The sequence below is a fragment of the Pseudomaricurvus sp. ABR4_320 genome (assembly GCF_056159445.1).
Genome location: NZ_JBSWVF010000005.1, coordinates 389,509 through 409,112 on the forward strand (window position 1 = coordinate 389,509; position 19,604 = coordinate 409,112).

Annotated in this window: 23 protein-coding genes; 11 read left to right on the top strand and 12 right to left on the bottom strand. The window is 51.4% G+C overall.

What is annotated here, in order from left to right:
• Positions 1 to 3 precede the first annotated feature (3 nt).
• From ACXAFR_RS13235 to nth, 3 genes are read left to right on the top strand one after another with little or no spacing between them, the layout of a single operon-like run.
• Positions 4 to 2,733: a [protein-PII] uridylyltransferase gene (locus ACXAFR_RS13235; RefSeq protein ID WP_475177610.1), complete on the top strand. Its 2,730-nt coding sequence runs from the start codon at positions 4 to 6 to the stop codon at positions 2,731 to 2,733.
• 6 nt (positions 2,734 to 2,739) lie between these two features.
• Complete coding sequence (gene dapC, locus ACXAFR_RS13240) at positions 2,740 to 3,945, top strand: succinyldiaminopimelate transaminase (RefSeq protein ID WP_475177612.1); 1,206 nt, start codon at positions 2,740 to 2,742, stop codon at positions 3,943 to 3,945.
• A complete protein-coding gene (gene nth / locus ACXAFR_RS13245; RefSeq protein WP_475177614.1) occupies positions 3,932 to 4,618 on the top strand; it encodes an endonuclease III in 687 nt (228 codons plus the stop codon). Before dapC ends, nth begins: the two co-directional genes overlap by 14 nt.
• Before the next feature lie 91 nt (positions 4,619 to 4,709).
• On the opposite strand, the gene ACXAFR_RS13250 is transcribed toward nth, so the two are convergent.
• On the bottom strand, positions 4,710 to 5,180 hold the full coding sequence (locus ACXAFR_RS13250; RefSeq protein WP_475177615.1) for a hypothetical protein: 471 nt from the start codon (positions 5,178 to 5,180) through the stop codon (positions 4,710 to 4,712).
• A 279-nt stretch (positions 5,181 to 5,459) separates the two neighbouring features.
• Between ACXAFR_RS13250 and ACXAFR_RS13255 the strand changes: the two genes are divergently transcribed.
• The 7 genes from ACXAFR_RS13255 (at position 5,460) to ACXAFR_RS13285 (ending at position 11,460) form a co-directional block, all read left to right on the top strand.
• Entirely contained in the window at positions 5,460 to 5,810 is a 351-nt protein-coding gene (locus tag ACXAFR_RS13255) for an ArsC family reductase (protein WP_475177616.1), read from the top strand.
• A 38-nt stretch (positions 5,811 to 5,848) separates the two neighbouring features.
• Complete coding sequence (gene dapD, locus ACXAFR_RS13260) at positions 5,849 to 6,883, top strand: 2,3,4,5-tetrahydropyridine-2,6-dicarboxylate N-succinyltransferase (RefSeq protein ID WP_475177620.1); 1,035 nt, start codon at positions 5,849 to 5,851, stop codon at positions 6,881 to 6,883.
• A 22-nt stretch (positions 6,884 to 6,905) separates the two neighbouring features.
• Complete coding sequence (gene dapE, locus ACXAFR_RS13265) at positions 6,906 to 8,039, top strand: succinyl-diaminopimelate desuccinylase (RefSeq protein ID WP_475177663.1); 1,134 nt, start codon at positions 6,906 to 6,908, stop codon at positions 8,037 to 8,039.
• 252 nt (positions 8,040 to 8,291) lie between these two features.
• Positions 8,292 to 9,032, top strand: coding sequence for a flagellar brake protein (locus ACXAFR_RS13270; protein WP_475177623.1), 741 nt, complete (start codon positions 8,292 to 8,294; stop codon positions 9,030 to 9,032).
• A gap of 71 nt (positions 9,033 to 9,103) precedes the next feature.
• Positions 9,104 to 10,294 carry a molybdopterin molybdotransferase MoeA gene (locus tag ACXAFR_RS13275; protein WP_475177625.1) on the top strand — a complete coding sequence of 397 codons (1,191 nt, stop codon included), beginning with the start codon at positions 9,104 to 9,106 and terminating at the stop codon, positions 10,292 to 10,294.
• Positions 10,295 to 10,303: 9 nt separating this feature from the next.
• The gene (locus ACXAFR_RS13280) at positions 10,304 to 10,612 is read left to right on the top strand and encodes a DUF1244 domain-containing protein (RefSeq protein ID WP_475177627.1); all 309 of its coding nucleotides are present in this window, start codon (positions 10,304 to 10,306) and stop codon (positions 10,610 to 10,612) included.
• A gap of 2 nt (positions 10,613 to 10,614) precedes the next feature.
• Complete coding sequence (locus ACXAFR_RS13285) at positions 10,615 to 11,460, top strand: MOSC domain-containing protein (RefSeq protein ID WP_475177628.1); 846 nt, start codon at positions 10,615 to 10,617, stop codon at positions 11,458 to 11,460.
• A 10-nt stretch (positions 11,461 to 11,470) separates the two neighbouring features.
• Here ACXAFR_RS13285 and ACXAFR_RS13290 read toward each other — a convergent pair whose 3' ends face one another.
• The 9 genes from ACXAFR_RS13290 to ACXAFR_RS13330 form a co-directional block, all read right to left on the bottom strand.
• The gene (locus ACXAFR_RS13290; RefSeq protein ID WP_475177630.1) at positions 11,471 to 12,163 is read right to left on the bottom strand and encodes an aspartate/glutamate racemase family protein; all 693 of its coding nucleotides are present in this window, start codon (positions 12,161 to 12,163) and stop codon (positions 11,471 to 11,473) included.
• Between the two features lie 49 nt (positions 12,164 to 12,212).
• On the bottom strand, positions 12,213 to 12,581 hold the full coding sequence (locus ACXAFR_RS13295) for a cupin domain-containing protein (protein ID WP_475177631.1): 369 nt from the start codon (positions 12,579 to 12,581) through the stop codon (positions 12,213 to 12,215).
• Positions 12,582 to 12,709: 128 nt separating this feature from the next.
• The gene (locus tag ACXAFR_RS13300) at positions 12,710 to 13,162 is read right to left on the bottom strand and encodes an HIT family protein (protein ID WP_475177632.1); all 453 of its coding nucleotides are present in this window, start codon (positions 13,160 to 13,162) and stop codon (positions 12,710 to 12,712) included.
• A 337-nt stretch (positions 13,163 to 13,499) separates the two neighbouring features.
• Positions 13,500 to 13,667 carry a hypothetical protein gene (locus ACXAFR_RS13305; RefSeq protein WP_475177635.1) on the bottom strand — a complete coding sequence of 56 codons (168 nt, stop codon included), beginning with the start codon at positions 13,665 to 13,667 and terminating at the stop codon, positions 13,500 to 13,502.
• Between the two features lie 101 nt (positions 13,668 to 13,768).
• Positions 13,769 to 14,062 (bottom strand): ATP-binding protein, encoded by a 294-nt coding sequence (locus ACXAFR_RS13310; protein WP_475177636.1) that lies wholly within the window; start codon positions 14,060 to 14,062, stop codon positions 13,769 to 13,771.
• A complete protein-coding gene (locus ACXAFR_RS13315) occupies positions 14,028 to 14,336 on the bottom strand; it encodes a sensor histidine kinase (RefSeq protein WP_475177637.1) in 309 nt (102 codons plus the stop codon). Before ACXAFR_RS13315 ends, ACXAFR_RS13310 begins: the two co-directional genes overlap by 35 nt.
• Positions 14,337 to 14,586: 250 nt before the next feature.
• Positions 14,587 to 15,219, bottom strand: a complete 633-nt coding sequence (locus ACXAFR_RS13320; RefSeq protein ID WP_475177640.1) for a hypothetical protein — start codon at positions 15,217 to 15,219, stop codon at positions 14,587 to 14,589.
• A 6-nt stretch (positions 15,220 to 15,225) separates the two neighbouring features.
• On the bottom strand, positions 15,226 to 15,951 hold the full coding sequence (locus tag ACXAFR_RS13325; RefSeq protein WP_475177641.1) for a response regulator: 726 nt from the start codon (positions 15,949 to 15,951) through the stop codon (positions 15,226 to 15,228).
• A 256-nt stretch (positions 15,952 to 16,207) separates the two neighbouring features.
• Positions 16,208 to 17,149 carry an SDR family NAD(P)-dependent oxidoreductase gene (locus tag ACXAFR_RS13330; RefSeq protein WP_475177642.1) on the bottom strand — a complete coding sequence of 314 codons (942 nt, stop codon included), beginning with the start codon at positions 17,147 to 17,149 and terminating at the stop codon, positions 16,208 to 16,210.
• A gap of 81 nt (positions 17,150 to 17,230) precedes the next feature.
• On the opposite strand from ACXAFR_RS13330, the gene ACXAFR_RS13335 reads away from it, so the two are divergent.
• Positions 17,231 to 17,866 carry a TetR/AcrR family transcriptional regulator gene (locus ACXAFR_RS13335; protein ID WP_475177644.1) on the top strand — a complete coding sequence of 212 codons (636 nt, stop codon included), beginning with the start codon at positions 17,231 to 17,233 and terminating at the stop codon, positions 17,864 to 17,866.
• Positions 17,867 to 17,892: 26 nt separating this feature from the next.
• Here ACXAFR_RS13335 and ACXAFR_RS13340 read toward each other — a convergent pair whose 3' ends face one another.
• Both ACXAFR_RS13340 and ACXAFR_RS13345 read right to left on the bottom strand, forming a co-directional pair.
• Positions 17,893 to 18,798 (bottom strand): alpha/beta fold hydrolase, encoded by a 906-nt coding sequence (locus ACXAFR_RS13340; RefSeq protein ID WP_475177645.1) that lies wholly within the window; start codon positions 18,796 to 18,798, stop codon positions 17,893 to 17,895.
• A gap of 386 nt (positions 18,799 to 19,184) precedes the next feature.
• Positions 19,185 to 19,604 (bottom strand): hypothetical protein (locus ACXAFR_RS13345; RefSeq protein ID WP_475177648.1); only part of this gene is annotated, 420 nt, incomplete at its 5' end.

Genomic DNA, 19,604 nt, shown 5'->3' on the forward strand with positions numbered 1-19,604 from the left:
GGTATGGACTCCTACCCCATCCCATACTTTGAACAGCAACCGCTGTTTTTTGCCCAAAACCGCCTCCGCCGCGACCTGGCAGAGCGCCGGGAAGGTGTCGTCAATGTACTGCGCAACGCCATTCACGGTGCCGATGCGCATTTGAATGAACGGTTTTTAGAAGGGGAGGAAATCCGCAGCCTTGTCCATGAACGGGCAATGTTCATCGACTGCATACTGCACTACGCGTGGCATCAATTTTGCTGGAGCGATGAAGTCGCCCTTATTGCGGTCGGCGGCTATGGCCGCGCCGAACTGCATCCGAAATCCGATATCGACATTCTTATTTTACTCGACGACGAAAACGCCGGAGACCTGGAAAGCGCCCAGGAATTTCTGGTAATGCTGTGGGATATTCGTCTCGAAATCGGCCACAGCGTCCGCACGCTGGAACACTGCCTGGACTTTGCCCGTCAGGACATAACCGTCGCTACCAATGTGATGGAATGCCGACTCATTACCGGCAGTCGCAATCTCTGGCTAAACCTAAAGAAAAACCTGATGCCGGATAATCTCTGGCCAACTCAGGAGTTCTTTCAAGCCAAATGGGAAGAGCAAAAGGCCCGCCACCAGAAATACCATTATTCCGCCTACAGCCTTGAACCCAACATTAAAAATGCGCCCGGTGGCCTACGTGATATACAAACCATCGGCTGGATCGCCAAGCGACACTTCGGCGTCAACACGCTCGACCAATTGGGCGGACAGGATTTTTTTACGGAAGAGGAATTTGCCGTCCTCATTTCCGGTGAAGAATTTCTCTGGAAAGTTCGATATGGGCTGCATCAATTAGCCGGGCGCGCTGAAGAGCGCTTGCTGTTTGATTACCAACGCCAACTGGCAACCATGTTTGGTTATCGGGATACCGACCATAATCTCGCCGTTGAGCAGTTTATGGCCCGCTATTATCGGGTGGTATCCGCACTGCGAGAGCTAAACGACGTCCTCCTTCACTACTTGGAAGACGCCGTCTTTGAGCGGAATGAAAACCCTCATATTCTTCCAATCAACAGCCGCTTTCAACTTCGCGACCACTATATCGAAGTCACCTCTGCAGATGTATTTCGCAATACCCCATCGGCGCTCTTAGAGATTTTCCTAATCATGGGACGGCGCCCTGAAATTGTCGGTGTCAGCCCCGGAACCATCCGCCTGCTGCGCGAACATCGCAATTTAATCGATAAACGCTTTCGTGACGATCCTCGCAACACCCAACTTTTTATCGAAATACTGAAATGCGGCAGAGGCTTGTCACGACAGCTAAAACGGATGCAACGCTACAACATTCTCGGTCGCTATCTGCCCGAGTTTGGTCGCATTATCGGTCAAATGCAGTACGACCTATTCCACATATACACGGTGGATCAGCATACCCTGCAAGTCATCGAGAACATTTGCTCCCTCGATGACCCAGCCAGCCTGGAGAAGTATTCGCAAGCTTACTATTGCGTGAAAGCGCTGCCCAAGCCGGAGCTGCTGCCGATTGCAGGGCTCTACCACGATATTGCCAAGGGCCGGGGTGGCGATCACTCAACACTTGGCGCCACCGACGCCTACGACTTCTGTCTACGCCATGGCTATCGACGTCACGATGCACGGCTGGTCGCATGGCTGGTGGAAAATCACCTGCTGATGTCCCAGGTCTCGCAAAAGAAAGATCTTTCCGATCCCGAAGTCATCCACGAATTCGCTCTGCAAATGGGCGACGAAGTGCACCTCAATTACCTTTTCGCACTCACAGTGGCGGATATCAATGCCACCAATCCGAACCTATGGACCACTTGGCGCGCAAGTCTTATGCGCCAGCTCTATAACGAGACAAAACGCATTTTGCGTCGCGGCCTGGAAAATCCCATTGATAAAAAAGACATCATCGAGGAAACCCAGGAAACCGCCATGCGCACATTGGTTGCCCGTGGACTGGAAAAAGAATCCGTAGAACGACTGTGGAGCTATCTCGGCGAGAATTACTTTTTACACGAGAGCCCAAGGGATATCGTATGGCAAAGCGAATCGATCATTCGCCACAATAGCCAGGAAGACCTTCTGGAGATTCGCGAAACCACCAACTTAAAGTACGAGGGGGCAACGGAGATTTTCATTCGTACCCGCAACCGCAAAAGCGTATTCGTACTGGTTGCTACAACCCTAGACCAGCTCGGGCTCAGTATTCAGGATGCCCGCATCTACAATTCTGATCGAGGCGGTTATGCCGTCGACACCTTTTACGTCCTCGACGAAAATAATTTACCAATTGGCAATAATCCTCATAAGGTTGAGACTATCCAGCAAGCTCTGGAAGAAGCGTTGCATCGTGAAGACTACAACCCGGAAAGTGTCCGCAAATTGACGCCCCGACAGCTCAAGCACTTTTCTTTCCCCACGCGCACCAGCATCAGCAACGACATCAAAACCAATACCACCCTTTTGGAAGTCATCACAGCAGACCGAGTTGGCCTGCTGGCCACCATCGCCAAGATTTTCTATCGTCACCAGATCCAACTCAACAGCGCCAAGATTGCAACGCTGGGTGAACGGGTTGAGGATATCTTTTACATCAGCGACGCCGATGGAAAGCCGCTGAGCGATCCAGAGTTTTGCCGTACCCTGCAAGACGAAATTAAATCGGCAATCGATCAACAAGTTGAAGGGTCAAACTCTTACCTCGGCGCCGCCCCTTCCAGCAAGCATTGACCGTTTATGAATCCTGAATTATCCCTGCTACAACCCTACCCCTTTCAGCGCCTGGCCGAATTAAAAGACGGTGTACTACCACCTGAAAATAAAGCCCATATTTCACTGTCGATCGGCGAACCTAAACACGCGCCTCCCGCTTTTGTACTCGACGCCATCTCCGCAAATCTGGATCGTTTATCCAGCTACCCGGCGACTCTAGGTATCCCCGAGCTACGCGGAGCCATTGCTCAGTGGTTGCAGCAACGATTTAAACTGGGCACCGACTTTATCGATCCCGACCGCCATGTCTTACCGGTGAACGGCACCCGCGAGGCACTGTTCGCGTTTGCCCAGGCTGTCGTTGATCGCCAGAAGCCGAACCCCCTCGTCGTAAGTCCCAATCCGTTTTACCAAATTTACGAAGGCGCAGCGCTCCTTTCCGGTGCTACCCCTTGGTTTTTAAACTGCCTTGAAGAAGACGGTTACATACCTGATTTTAAGGCCGTACCTGCCGATGTCTGGCAGCGCTGCCAACTGCTCTACATTTGCTCACCCGGCAATCCTACAGGCGCCGTCATGAGCATAGATGTGTTGAAACGTCTGATCGAATTGGCGGATGAGCACGACTTTATTATTGCCAGTGACGAGTGCTACTCAGAGCTCTACGACGATGACACCTCGCCCCCCCCAGGATTATTACAAGCCTGCGCTGAACTGAAGCGCAATGATATGGCGCGCTGCGTGGTGTTTCACTCCCTGTCCAAACGCTCAAATCTGCCGGGACTCAGATCCGGCTTTGTTGCCGGCGACGCCACTGTGTTGAAAAAATTCCTGCTTTACCGCACCTATCACGGCTGTGCGATGTCAGTTACCAACCAAATTGCCTCAGTTGCCGCATGGCAGGATGAAGAGCACGTCAAAGCGAATCGGCAGTTGTATCGCGATAAATTCACTCAGGTCTTGAACATTCTTAATCCATACCTGGCTCTATCTCGTCCGGCTGCTGGGTTTTACCTCTGGCCAACATTGCCTGTAAGTGACGAAATCTTCACGCGCGCGCTCTTCGCCCAACAAAATATTACCGTTCTGCCTGGCCGCTATCTCGCTCGCAACGCCGGTGGCACCAATCCCGGTGAACAAAGAGTACGCCTGGCCCTGGTCGCCTCCAGCGATGAATGTACCGAAGCCGCGCATCGGATAGCGGAATTTTTACAACATGGAAACTACTGAACCCGCTCTGGTAAAAGATCTCGGTAAACCTGCTCGTGTAGCGTTTATCCTGCAGCGCCTCAATGAGCTCTATCCCGAGCCGCCGGTGCCTTTAGATCACAAAGATCCGTACACCCTACTGGTTGCGGTCCTGCTGTCAGCACAATGCACCGATGCCAGAGTTAACCAGGTAACGCCTGCTCTGTGGCAACTCGCAGATACGCCCGAGGCGATGGCGCAGCAACCCGTGGAAGACATTCAGAAGATTATTCGCCCCTGCGGCTTATCGCCTCAAAAATCCAAAGCCATATCCGGCTTATCAAAAATTTTGGTGAACGAGTACAACGGGCAAGTTCCGCAGTCTCTGGAGAAGCTGGAGACATTACCTGGGGTAGGCCATAAAACCGCAAGCGTGGTGATGTCCCAAGCTTTTGGTGTGCCGGCATTTCCCGTGGATACCCACATTCATCGGCTGGCACAACGCTGGGGATTAACGAGCGGAAAAAATGTCCAACAGACGGAAAAAGATCTGAAACGTCTTTTCCCCAAAGAGCACTGGAACAAACTGCATCTACAGATTATTTTTTATGGGAGAGAGTTTTGCAGCGCGAGAGGCTGTGATGGTCGTGTCTGCGAGATCTGCCGCACCTGTTATCCAACACGCAAGCATCCTAAGAAACTGCGCAAGCCTTAACGCGTAAACCTTGAATTGCCTGACACCCACACGACGATCGTTGATTTCGCCAAAAACCATGGTGAAGCCAGCGACCTGAAAGATGGCAGACTTACTTGACGATAAACAGTGTAGGTTTACCTGGCTTGGACTTCTTCGAAGGCGTTGCGTCATCCGAAGTGAATCGAGCGAAAAAGTCCGCCGTCTCCGGTTTTGCCTCACCGCTTTTCTCCACTAGCTGAAGCTGACGCTGGTTCACCAATTGCAGAGCACTCGCCAAGCGACGCTCAGAGGCAGACTGTTGCTCTGTCGAGCTCAGAGACGAGAGCGCTGGCGGCACAAACTCTTGTTCCAAGCGACAAACAGCCCCCATGCCACGAACTAAATCACTGTAGACTTTCGCCTCAGCGTAGGTCATCCCTTTTTTCATGACAACCATGCGACCGGAGAACAATTGACGCAGCTGACTGCGACGCGTAATTTTGAAGCGCTTAACGAATCTTCGGGCCACAGCGGCACGTTTCTGACCTAACAGAACGGCACCCCAGAATACCACCCGGTAGTTGCGACTATTGTCTGACATTATTTGGCCCTCGATTCTGCCGTCCCTGCAAAGACTCCATACGGACCTAGCGTCACGCTCTGTCTTTATACATTTTCCGGCTAAGAAAAACAAAAAAGTGCGAATAAGGGAATATCGTGCCAGTCGATGGCGTCAATCTCAACATTCATTTGGTTATGTTCAGATCTCTGCTTATAAAAACGCCAAAAAAATGTCACCGTGAACCCAGATGCGGAATTTGCTATCCTCTCGCCCGCCCAAATCCAACCAGGTTTCTTTAAATACGTCAGGAAAATAGCAATGCTAACCCTCTATGGCATCACCAACTGCGACACCGTCAAAAAAGCGCGAGTCTGGCTTGAGAAGAATGATGTGTCCTTCAAGTTTCACGATTTTCGCAAAGATGGTCTCGAAAAAGAAAAGATTCAAGGATGGCTGGACCAATTGGGATGGGAAACACTGGTCAATAAACGCAGCACTTCATGGAAACAACTGTCGGAAAGCGCCCGCAAGTCCATGGACAAAGATCAGGCATTAGTCGCAATTTTGGCGTCACCAACATTGATTAAGCGTCCGGTTTTGGAGAGTTCAGAACACCTGACCGTCGGTTTCAGCGCCGACAACTACGCCAAACTCGGACTGGGCGCTTAATTTACTTTCGTTAGAACACAATCAAGAGAAGAACACACATGAGCACACGCTACGCTTTCGGGCTGGGAGTTGGTACCCGCAACGGCAACGGAGATTGGTTAGAAGTCTACTTCCACGCACCGCTACTCACTCCTTCAGAAGCCCTCTTTGGCGCACTGGAAGCCACGTTAAACTACGAGGGCGGCAATGCGGAGATCAATCTTGGTGAAAGCCAATTAAGCGCACTTGCCAGTGCCTTGGACAGCGCCGGTGAAGCCGAACAGGCAGAACTTGCCGCCAAACTCAGCACCAGCGACCGTCCCTGCGTTGCCGTAATTCTGTCGGAAAATGGCGCACCCACGGGCGTACCAGAGGGCTATCTTAAGTTACACCTGCTCTCACACCGCCTGGTTAAACCCCACGAAACAAATCTCACCGGACTCTTCGGTGTTCTGCCCAACGTTGCCTGGACCAATCGCGGCGCGATTGACCTCGCTGAGCTGCCTGCCAAACAGCTGGAAGCTCGCTTACAGGGTGATGTCATCGACGTCGCCTGTGTCGATAAATTCCCCAAAATGACCAACTATGTTGTTCCGACCGGTGTGCGTATTGCCCACACAGCCCGTGTAAGACTTGGAGCCTATATCGGCTCAGGTACCACCATCATGCACGAAGGCTTCGTCAACTTTAATGCCGGCACCGAAGGCCCAGGCATGATCGAAGGCCGCATCTCAGCGGGCGTCTTCGTCGGCAAAGGCTCCGATCTGGGCGGTGGCTGCTCCACAATGGGAACTCTGTCCGGCGGTGGTGATATCGTGATCGCTCTGGGAGAAGAATGTCTGCTCGGTGCCAATGCAGGAACCGGTATTCCCCTCGGTGACCGCTGCACGATTGAGGCAGGCCTCTATATCACCGCAGGTACGAAAGTCGCTCTGCTTGACGACGCCGGTGAGTTGGTTGAAGAAATTAAAGCCCGCGATCTGGCTGGAAAGTCCGACCTGCTGTTCCGACGCAATTCCATCAGCGGACGCGTCGAGTGTAAAACCAATAAATCTGCCATCGCCCTGAACGAAGAATTGCATGCCCACAACTGATACAAGAACGCCTTCGGTCAGCATGTCACCGACGCTGGCTCTGGCCTCAGAACTGATTGAACGTCGCTCGGTGACTCCAGAAGACCGCGGCTGCCAGCAACTGATGGCCGATCGTCTGGCCGCCCTGGGTTTCAAAATCGAGCATCTGCGATTTGGTGATGTCGACAACCTCTGGGCCGTCCTCGGCGACGAAGGTCCTCTATTCTGTTTTGCCGGCCACACAGACGTTGTCCCGACGGGGGATCCCGCAAAGTGGGAGTTCGAACCTTTCACGGCAACCCTGCATGACGGCTATCTATGCGGGCGCGGCGCTGCGGATATGAAAGGCAGTCTCGCCAGCATGATCGTCGCCTGCGAAGCGCTGCTGGCGAGCGCTCCACCCCTAGAGGGTCGTATCGCGTTTTTGATCACCAGTGACGAAGAAGGCCCCGCCATCAATGGCACCGTCAAAGTCGTGGAGTGGTTACAGCAGCGGGGCGAAGCGATTGACTGGTGCCTGGTAGGCGAACCCTCCAGCACGGCGAAAGTCGGCGACGTCATCAAGAATGGTCGCCGTGGATCACTTGGAGCGAAGCTCACAGTAAAAGGCATTCAGGGGCATGTCGCCTACCCACATCTCGCGGAAAACCCCATACACACCTGCGCGCCTGCACTGGCAGAACTGGCCGCAGAAGTCTGGGATCAGGGCAATGAATTCTTTCCCGCGACCAGCTTCCAGATCTCCAATTTTAACGCCGGCACAGGGGCGACCAATGTGATTCCTGGCGATGCATCCATTGTGTTCAACTTCCGCTTTTCCACGGAATTGACCGCTCAGGAATTGCAGGACCGGACAGAGGCCATCCTCAAACGCCATCAGCTTAACTACGAGATCGATTGGCAGCTCAGCGGACAACCCTTTCTCACCGACTGTGGTCCACTGGTGGATGCTACCGTAGCCGCCATTCGTGACAAAGCTGGCCTGAAAACTGAACTGTCTACCGCTGGAGGCACCTCTGACGGGCGCTTTATCGCACCAACGGGAGCCCAAGTCATTGAACTTGGCCCAGTTAATGCCACCATCCATAAGGTCGACGAGCGGGTGATTGCCTCCGACCTGGACACCCTCACAGAAATCTACCAGCAAATCCTGACCAATCTCCTCGTCAGCGACTAAACCCCTTCTACGCCTGACCATCCCGGTCAGGCGCTCTCGCCGCCTATAGTCGACTCTATATTCGCGCGCCCCTTAGCCCGAGCCCCTAGAACCTAGGCAAGAGTCTTTCTGCGCCACACGCAAAGCCCTTCTATACTTGCAAGAATAGCGACCGCATCACAAAAACCCTTCAGAAAAAAGTCTTAACGCCGATAGTTTTTACAAGGCCGATAAAGCATCCACAGCACATAAGTTATCGAGGAGTCAGGTTACATGTTTTCCCTACAGCGTATGCTGAAGCCCTTCGTCAAACCCGACGCCGCCATGCCCAGTCTGACACCCGATCAGATCATCGTATTGGCGAACCTGGAAAAGTTGCGACAGAAACGAACCTTTGTCTATCTGGGAATCGGCAAAAGCGGCGCCGCGCGCTATCAAAGCATTATTCTCGATATCGACTATGCGCAAGCGAGATTCACCATCGACGAACCCTTTCAGACCAAAACACCATTACACGAAGGGGACATGGTGAACGTCTCGATTCGGGAATCCGATACTCATTCGCTGGCCTTCATCACGCGCGTTCACTCTGTGAATCGAGACAATGACGGTACCGAAGTCATTCTGGACTGTCCCGATCATCTCGATGAACAACAACGGCGCGGGACCTTCCGCTTACCGATTCCCGGACGCGCCAGCTGGCAAAACGATGACGACCCAGCGGTCAACCGAGCCCGCGTGGAAGATATATCCCTCGGCGGCGTCAAACTCGCTCTGCCTCTAGATGGCATGCATCATTTACGTCCAGGAACCGCCTTGGAAAATTGCCAACTGGAATTTTCCACCATGAGCCTCAACTGCGACCTGGAAATCACTCGTGTCGAAACCGACAGCGGCATACCGGAGCGCAGTACCATCGGAGCCAGAATGCTGACGATTGATCCATTGGAAAGGCGCAAGCTGGAACAGTTTCTGATGCAACAACAGCGGCGTCTACGCAATCGCGCCGGGTAATCTCACCGATCAAACGTACAAAAGCCTGGGTGACTAGCGGTATACTGGCGGAAATTTAAGGAATTTTCGCTATGAAACCTGCCGCTCAGGCACTCGAACAGCTCCTCGCTTCTGTCAGCCCTCTGACTGAAACTGAAACCCTACCTCTGCTACAGGCCGTTGGACGACTGCTCGCTGTCGATATCATCTCCCCAATCGACGTTCCCCCTGCCGACAACAGCGCTATGGATGGCTATGCCTACTCCAGCAACGACCACCAAGCGCCGGATCGACAGTGGTTTGCCATTTCCCAGCGAATTCCTGCGGGGCAGCCACCGCAACCCCTTGAATCGAACACCGCGGCCAGAATCTTTACCGGTGCAGAAATTCCTGCCGGTGCGGATACCGTAGTGATGCAGGAAGATTGCGAGCTCAAAGAGGGCAAAATCGGTATTCCTGCCGGAGTTAGCAAAGGCAATAATGTGCGTCTCTGCGGACAGGATATCAAAGCCAATGCTCTATTGATTAGTCGCGGCACCAAGCTCTCGCCGGAACACATTGGCTTGATTGCATCGGTGGGCTTTGCCGACGTAAGCGTCTTAAGGCGCCCCAAAGTGGCATTGATCGCCACCGGCGATGAACTGGTCGATCCCGGCAAACCACTGAATCCAGGACAAATCTATAACTCCAATCGCTACCTGCTCACCGGCTTGCTAGGCAAGCTTGGGGTCGATGTTATCGACTGTGGCAATATTCCTGACACTCACGATGCGACACGTGACGCCCTCGCGGCCGCGGCTGCCCAAGCGGATTTCATCATCACCAGCGGCGGCATTTCCGTCGGCGAAGAAGACCACGTCAAAGCGGCAATTGAAAGCCTCGGCCAACTCGATCTCTGGCGACTCGCCATCAAGCCAGGCAAACCTCTGGCTTTCGGACAGGTTCAGGGTACACCGCTATTGGGCCTGCCTGGCAACCCACTGTCGGCGTATATCACTTTCCTGTTTTTTGCACGCCCCATGCTGCAGAAACTGCAAGGCGGCATACCGCTGTTACCCAAAGGACAATTCTTACCCTGCCCTTTCGCACACAGCGCCCGCAAGCGACAGGAGTATGTCATGGTACGCCTCGGTGAACACGGGGAGCTAAAGCCCTACCCAAACCAAAGCTCAGGCGTATTATCTTCCGCCGTATGGGCCAACGCGGTTGCCATTGTTCCGGCAAATACCGACATACAACCGGGTAATCCAATCCGAGTAATACGGCTCGACGAATTGTTTTAAGGGGAGATCATGGATCAAGCAACACAAACCCAATTGGAAGCGGCCGCCTTTCGTCGACTTCTTCAGCACCTGGACGAGCGCAAAGACGTTCAGAATATCGAACTCATGGAACTCGCGGGCTTCTGCCGTAACTGCCTCAGCAAATGGTATATGGCGGCGGCAGAACAGGAAGGTGTTACCATGGACTACGACCAGGCGCGTGAAATCGTGTACGGCATGCCCTATGCCGAATGGAAAGACAAATACCAGACGCCCGCCACGCCCGAACAAATGGCCGCCTTTGAAGCCCATAAAAAAGAAAGCGGAGATGATCACTGAGTATGCCAGTCATCAGCGAACTGTGGGTCTACCCGGTAAAAGCCCTGCAAGGTATTTCCGTCTCACAGTGGCAAGCGACTTCCAAAGGGCTCGACTATGATCGCCAGTGGATGTTAGTCGGGCCCAACGGCCGCTTTGTATCCCAGCGACAATTTCCGCCAATGGCACTCATCAAGACAACCTTCGAAGGCGACGAACTTCGCTTGAGTCGCGAAGGCTTTGGCTCGTGTTGGCTACCCCTCAAGCGCCAGGCAAAAGACAGCGGCCAGCGTTGTACGGGTGCAATTTGGCGGGACGAATGTGACCTTCTTGAAGCCAGCCTGGATGTCTCGGCTTGGATCAATCAGGTACTCCGCCCGCCAAAGCCTCTGCAACTGGTGCAATTAGCGCGGGAACAGCGGCGTAAAGCCAATCCACATCGATTCGGAAATGGGACTTACACCCACTTTGCCGATGCCGCCCCCTACCTCATTGCCAACCAAAACAGTCTGCGGGCACTCAATCAGCAACTTGTTCGCGAGGGGAAGGCTCCCGTGGATATACGCCGTTTTCGACCCAATGTTGTTTTGGAAGGCCTAACGGCTTTCGCTGAGCAAACGTCGAAATATCGGCAACTCACCAATTCTACTGGCCATCACTTTCAATTGATTGACCGCTGCGAACGCTGTGTCGTCACGACCATTAACCCGGATACCGCCGAACGTGCTAAAGATTGGCACCCCTACCGAACGCTCGCCCATCTCAACCCAGTGCCCGGCAGAGCAGGCGCTGCCGCATTTGGTATGAACGCTTCGTTTTTGGGTGGTTCAGCCGAACTAAAGGTCGGAGAAACACTTGCCCAGCAGTGAAGAAAGGACGTCAGCTTAAAGCGAGGGATACCGCTTGTTCGGCGTGCAATTGCGTTGTGTCGTAGAGTGGTACTGGTGAGTGCCGCTGCTGAAGTAGCAGAGCAATTTCCGTACAGCCTAGTACCACCGCCTGAGCTCCGCGAGCGTGCAGATGATCGACAACATTGAGATAGGATGCTCGAGAAGTTTCGTTTATTTCCCCGAGGCACAACTCTTCAAAAATAATCCGGTGAACTAAGTTCCGATCTTCGGTATCTGGCACCAAAACGGAAATTCCATACGTCTCTTCAAATCGAGAGGTATAAAAGCGTTCTTCCATCGTGAATTTTGTTCCTAGCAGCCCCACGCGGTCTACCCCGTCGAGCTGCAACTTTGCCGCCGTCGCGTCAACAATGTGCAATAAAGGAATGTTGATGGCAGCCTGAATCTCATCGGCCACCTTGTGCATGGTATTGGTACAGATCAATAAAAAATCTGCACCTCCAGCCTCTACCGACTGAGCGGCTTTACAGAGGATTTCAGCAGCATCCTGCCAGCGCCCTTCACGTTGTAAAGTCGCCACCTCTTGAAAATCGACACTAAAGAGACAGATTTTTGCCGAGTGCAAACCACCCAGAGCCTGCTTGATACCTTCGTTAATGGCTTCGTAATAGCTAATGGTCGATTCCCAACTCATGCCACCAAGCAAACCGATGGTTTTCATCTCGCTCTCGCCCCCTGCTCTAGACCATGAACTACTTCACCGTTCTCTACTACACCCAGACATCATTTTTCGCCGTATGCTCACTGGTTTCACCATCTCCGGTATTTACCACGCCTCTAGGCTCAATCAGCAACACTTTGACCTCTTCGTCGGCGTAGGGTTTGTGCTCGATGCCCTTGGGAACAACGTACATTTCACCTGCAGCTAGCTCCACGCTGCCGTCCCTAAAATCGATTCGCAACTTACCGTCTAAAACGATGAAGGTTTCATCGGTATCATTGTGATCATGCCAAACAAACTCTCCCGCCAACTTCGCTACCTTAAACTGATAATCGTTCATTTCGGCAACCACTCTCGGCGCCCAGTGCTCATCAAAAAGGCTGAGTTTTTTGGCAAAGTTTATCGCTTGGTAATCCATACGGCCTCACTTAAAGTGGCTTCTGCAAACAGGGTAAGTCGGCAATCCTTCCGACATGGTTTTTCTATGACCTTACCCTATTTCTAACACCAACCCAAGTCACCGTAAGAGCCATCGCAAGAGTAACTCTAGTCAGCCGTGACACCTCGGCTCACCAATTTCTGCTGCATCGCTTGGATAAAACAGCCCATCGCTGATTTATTAAAGGAAGGCGCATTTTTCCAATCATAAAACCAAGCAGGATACTGACGAAACTCGTCGGGTTCATCCGCGTAGCGGGGAAAAATGTGCGCATGCAACGCCGGCTCACTATTCCCCAGAATTTCATAGTTAATCCGATAGGCGCCGGTGATCTCCAGCAGAACATCACCAACGACAGCCATATCGCTTAAAAACTGAATCCGATGATGCGACGATAGATCGTTTAGAGAATCGACCAAAGGATCGACCAGTAGCAAACAATAGCCGTGATGGAACTGTACGTCGCCCACCACCACCCAACCACTGCGAAGTCGACAGACAACCGTGTCATTCTTTCCCTGACGAGCCAACTGCACTCGCTCTTGTATTAGATTTCCCATAAAACCATCCTGGTTTTGATCAAGCGTATAGGTTCCTTATTAGAAAGAAAAAGTATACCCAACACTGTAGGCGTTTACATCGACGTCTTCCAAACCGAGTCGCTGGTAACCCAGGCTCAAGCGCCCCTTTTTCACCCACGGCGACTTGCCATCCAGCTCGAATCAAATAGCCCACACCGTTCTCTTCTTTCGATTTCCGGGCTTTGAAATCCAGTTCCGTCTCATTAAAATTTACACCAACACCCGCGTACAAACTCTGGTTCGCCGTCAAAGTCAGAGCCAGAACCGATGTGCCCAATAATCATCGGTGTAAAACCGCTATCCAGTTCTTTGCCAACTACATTGTCCCCATCCAGGAAGCATCTAAATCTTCTGAGGAAGGGGTATATTCCGCGGAACCAAGGCCGACTTCAGCACCGATAACCGTATCTGCGTTACTGAACTGGGTAACCCCCATCATCAATGCAGTAAAAATAAATGGCTTGGCGATATCACTCGTGTTCATCAAATCAATCTCTCATCTGTGTAAATGATGAGCGAATGATAGAGTTACAAAGTGAGTGCGTCGTGGAGAAAGCGGTGGCCGATTGTGACCTTCTGTGACAATCAAACAGAGGGTCTTTTTTGTTTCGGCAAGCTATCTTGTTTACGGTCGATGATGTCGGGCCAGCAAAACACAAAGGAGGCGCCGCCCAACACCGATTCGCCCACAGTTACCTTGCCAGAATGCCAACTGGCAATATGTCGAACGATAGCGAGCCCCAACCCATGGCCTGTTGCAATATTGCGGTGTCCCTGATTTAACTGCTCAAACGGTTCGAAAATTCGTTCACGATCGGCTTGCGGAATTCCCGGTCCATCGTCGTTAATTTCCAGGCAATATCTGCTGACACTCTTCATGAACCATTGCGAGAACATCCTGCTCGGAAAACTTCACTAACTGTCTCTCGCTGCTGTAGCGGGATAGTTGCAATATCTGGTTTACCAGGTGGTCGAGGTCATCAACGCTTTTTGTGATCGATGCCCAGTATTTTTCACGTTCATAGTCCTGGTTCGAATCGCCGAGCATTTCCACCGCGAATCTCAGCCGGTAAAGCGGCGTGCGTAAATCATGAGCAATGGCATTCGTCAGGGCGCGTTGCCCCTGCAATAGCTCCTGGATTTGATCAGCCATTCGATTAAACGTCGAGCTCAAACTGGCAACTAAGCAAATTCTACTGACATTTGCCCGTATCGCGAGATTACCCCGCCCAAACTGGAAGTCACTCGATCTAGGTGAGTCAACCCTCGCCACATAGGGCATACCCACATAAACATCCCGACGGAGAAAACGACGACAAACACCAAAGCCAAAATGACAACGACGGTAGCATCTACAGAAGACGTGGGGATCTCATCAGCAATCAACAGGTACTGACCTTTTTTTAAGGGAACAAAGAATGAAATCTGTTGACCGGAGTCTCCTCGCCAGAAAAATGTATCATCGGCGACGTCCTGCTTTTCTTGATCATTGAGCAACCAATCCGACGTTTTTCCGCTCGCAGTTCTAACAGAAAGTCACCGGATAAGGTATATATCAGCTCCGGCCAATGGGACTCGTCATCCTCATTAAACGCCTGCTTTAAAAGATGTATGGAGCCTGCAGCCCCGCTACGAATTTTTTCATCCTCAGAAAAGTCGGTAAACAATTGCAGCAGCAGGACGTCATGGCCAAGGGGCTTCAGCAAGTATTCCGGTTCGGCATTGATAAAAACCACTTTACCTGCATCAAGCTCATCCAATTTTCGCGAAGGCAATGTGAGATCAGAACGGCGCAACAAGCGCACATCAAACACAAAGTGACTTGCGAGCTGTTGAACCTCGGCCTGCCATTGCGTTACCGGCAAAGAAGCTAAACGCGTTTCGATCGAATGGATTGCGCCTTGATAGACTCTTGATTGGCGCGCACCTTCGATGTGCTCATTGAAGCGCATGATGGGATTGATTTCACTGGGATACAACAGAAACAGCAAGGGCCCAAACACCATGAGCCAAAGCCCTGCGAAAGATTTAATCATCCGCTGTTACCCAGCCGCAACGCAGAGTTGATAGCCCATACCCCGCACGGTTTTAATCAGATCCGTGCCGGAGTCGAGCTGCAATTTACGACGCAAACGAGACACTCGACGATCAATTGAACGGTCTAAGCCATCGTATTCGAATACGCGCAGGCTTTGATTCAAGATATCCCGGCTGACGACCTTACCGATCGAATTGGCTAACAGGAGCAGCAAATCGAATTCTGTCGAGGTTAATTCAACCGGATTCTGATGGATCTTGACTTGGCGACTACAACGGCTGATGCTCAGTGGACCGAAGTGTTTTTCATCTCCACCACTAGCCGAATCCTTTCCCATAGATTGGCGCTCCGATCGTCGCAGCAATGCGTTTATCCGGCTTAGCAATAACCGCGGCTGCACCTGTTTGACGACATAGTCATCCGCACCATTCTCGAGCCCCATCATTTGATCCACATCATCATCCAATGCGGTCTGCATTAGAATGTAACCGGAGTAATCATTGCGGACCCTGCGACACACGTCCATACCGTTCATGCCTGGCAGCATTACATCCAGAATGACCAAGTCAGGCTGCTGCTCAACGATAACAGAAACCGCTTCTGTCCCAGTGCTGACATTGGTGACGTCAAATTTGAATTTTTGCGAAAAATCGCGAATTAAATTGGCCAGGTCCGCATCGTCCTCGACCAACACGATCCGTTTAGTATTGATGGTGGTAACACCGCTCATTGCTATCACTTAGTTCCTTATCCTTTGGGAAGCTGATTAAGGCTTGCGGCGCGACGAGAGGAAAACCTATGGCAAAAAAAATAGTCTACCGTCAGGAAACCGACATTTTTGACATCATGCTTAACAAAGTCGCAGCAATTCAAGCCATAAATCAGACGTTCATTTCACTAGTTTAGCGTGATTTGAACAGGGATTAAGTGACAGTTTGTGTCAGGCAGATACACAGGCGACCTCCTTACCGATCCTGCGCTAGGCGCTAGCTCGCCCCGCTGAGATTCCTGGGCATATCAATCCAAGGAGCAATAAGGCGATCAGATTCGGTGATTAATTCTTCACCCAAGGCATCAGCATTTTCGGGCAGCCAAGGCGGAACGACTTTTCCGGTATGATTCATATACCCTCCCGACTCAAAGTGACCGCCATCCGCACTTAGCACGCGCCCTATAACCTGAGCGGACTTCTGCGGCGTAGAAGCTCCAGGCGTGGGCACCAATCGCGTGATAACGGGTAGAACCCAGTTCCAAACAAACTGTAAGACAGGATGATAGTTACGCGCCAGAGATGTCCCGGCCATCAAACCGGGATCAAACGCCAGATAGCGGCGATTGCGGTCCTGCCTTGCAAGGGTTCTAACACTCAACAGATTGCAAAACTTGGATGTCGCGTAGGCGTCAAGGCTGTCCTGAGATGATTTCAAATTTCCATAGTCACCGCGTAGCACCTGCTGAAAATTACGATACTGGGCGCCACGAAAGCCGAATCGAGTCGCTTCCTTTGCGGCAGGATTAATCGTACCACTGCTGGTCCAAACCAGCGTCGCCTGAGGTTTGAGCAATGGCTGCAGTGCCCTATACAACAGGTGATGCGACAAATGGTTTGTGACAAACGTGGTTTCCCACCCTGGCCTGCAGAAATCGAGACCTCCGTTCGATTGCACCCCGGCATTGAAAAACACCGCATCCACAGAAGCCATATCACAGCCTGTAAGAATGGTATCGACTCCAGAGCGCACGCTGTCGAGAGAACTCAAATCCATAACAGGAAAACTCAATGAACTGTTTATCTGCTCCAAATCGGATAACACATTGGCTCGAGACGAGTGCCGTACAGGTAATATCCCATGATCGCCAGGCTTTAAAAGCTGTCGGGCTACAGCCAACCCCAATCCAGAAGTCGCTCCAGTAATTATGACCTTCATCGTGTTTAAACCTTGTGTAGAAACCAGAACGCTATAATATGAACTTTTATTCACATTTATTATTCGCATTTGGATCCGCTCATGGCTTCTCTCCAGAAACCACGTAAATCGCCCTCTCAGAAGCGATCGGAGGTAACTCTAGCTGCAATCCATCAAGCCACTATTCAGGTTTTACTGACGGAAGGCGTGCAACGTACCACAACCACTCGAATCGCCGAGCGAGCGGGCGTATCTGTCGGCAGCTTGTATCAGTACTACCCTAACAAACAATCTCTGTACCTCGCGTTGTGCGCGCAACAACTGCAACTGATTGAACAAACGGTTCAATCAGCCTGTAGAAAAGCCGATGGCAGAACTCTGGATAGTATCGTAAGAACGGTCGTGGAAGCGTTTGTCAGTATCAAACTCGAGAATATCGACCTATCGAAAGTGCTTTACCGTTTGCATCTGGACGACCAGCCTCAGCTGGTTCAGGCCACCCTAACAGCATGCGTCGATCGATTTATAGAGACATTGTCGAGCTGTTCAGATCGCACATTTACACCCCCCATCGAGCAGGCCGCGTTTTTTGCCATGAGTGCAATGTCCGGAACAATGCAACACCTTCTGTCGGAAGAAAACCTGGAGATTACGGCGGAGCTAATGGAGAAACAAATGAGACAGTTAGTGAAAGGTTACCTTCTAACGATTAGCAGCCGACGTAAAGCCCTAGCATAAATTAACACCGGTGATTGTTCGATTTCCTACGCAAAATTACCCAATCTAGCCCTTAATTCCATCGCTGCCTTTGCAAAGGATTCCGGCGCCTCAAGAGGCACGAAATGCCCAATTGCCTTAAGAGACTTCAAAGCGATCAGATTGGTGAAATGCTGCGCCAGGTTGTCCGACCAGCTATAGGGTGCCGTCGGATCTTGATCTCCCCAAAGGACAATCGTTGGCTGCTCAATGGGAGACTCCTGACCGTCTTTTTGATTCTGATGTTGCAAGGCGGAGGCCCAGGCCTTGTAGTAATGCAGGCTTGCTTCTATTGCTCCTGGTGCGGCATAACTATCGACCAGAGCATTCATAGCTTCGGCCTTCATTTGAAAATCAGGTCCCGACCATTCCTTGTAAAAATGCTGCAGATAAACAGTGACCGTATCACGATGATACCCCACTAATTTTGCCGCCAAAGGCAAGACATTGAAGTTTACATACCAAAAATCCGACAGATGTTCTGGAGCGAATTCCCTGCCATTCACACCAGGATAGGTGGGATTGGAGATCACCAATCCAACCACTCGATCTGGGAATTCCCGAGCCATCGTCTGCGCGACTGAGCCACCAATGTCATATCCCAATACCATCACGGAGGAAATATCCAGCTCGTCCAACAAGGAAATCATGTCTTCAGCGAGAGACGATTTACTGTAATCCGCGCCGGTCAGATCTGGTTTGTCGGATTGACCAAAACCGCGAAAATCAGGAATGATCAGATCAAAGTGCGGCGAAAGCAGAGGGACCAATCGCTGCCAATCATTGCGATAGCCTGGCCACCCGTGCAACAGTAACAGCGGCATACCAGCCCCTGTGCGCAGATAATAAATACGGTGCCCACCTTTGCCGACAAAAAATTGCCCAGTGCACGCTGCCTCTTCCTGAGAACTCATAACCTTATCCAAGGGAGAGTTAACCACTCTTCCACATCAATGAATCGCCGAGCGTTTATTGTCTATGGCACCGGAGAAATTGCAAGCCCCGACACCTATACCAACCGACAGCGAACTCCCTAAACGTTTACATTTTCAGTCTGACTTGTCGCAAAGGAGTCTATTCATCTGAACCATTTAACTGCAACTCTACAATGACGGGTAGATGATCTGAAAAACCGACATTGCCAACTGCAGATTCGGTTAATGTCCATTGCTTTGTGTATAAAACCCAATCAAGAGTTCGATTGGGCTCCTCGCTTGGGAAGGTGAAATCTTCGCTCATGAGATGAGGAAAGGCGGTGAGTTGCTGCGTTCGTGCTTGCGAAGGTGAAAGGAGAACATCACTATGCACGACGAGCAACAGGGAGATTAATATTCACCCAGATTAACAACGGTAACACTACGATGGCAGTGGATATAATATCTGCGAGAGTATGATATTTTTGATACATCATCAGCCCACAATATAGAAGCATAGATGTTGACGCCAACCATAGAGCTGCTCTTCCTCGACAGGCGAGAAACACGACGAACACCAGCGCCAAGGCAGTATGGGTACTGTAATCCAAGCCGAAGTGAATCCAGATGCTGAAGGATCGATCCAGAAACATCACCGCATAGATCTGAACAATACCAATCAAAAGCGCGGCACATTGCCACCTCAGCAAAGGGTAGTTCTTCTGAAGGGCAGCTCTGACCAACATCCCGATTGAAAGCAAAAACAACAAAGGAATATAGGCATCAGCAATCGCATCTAACTGATC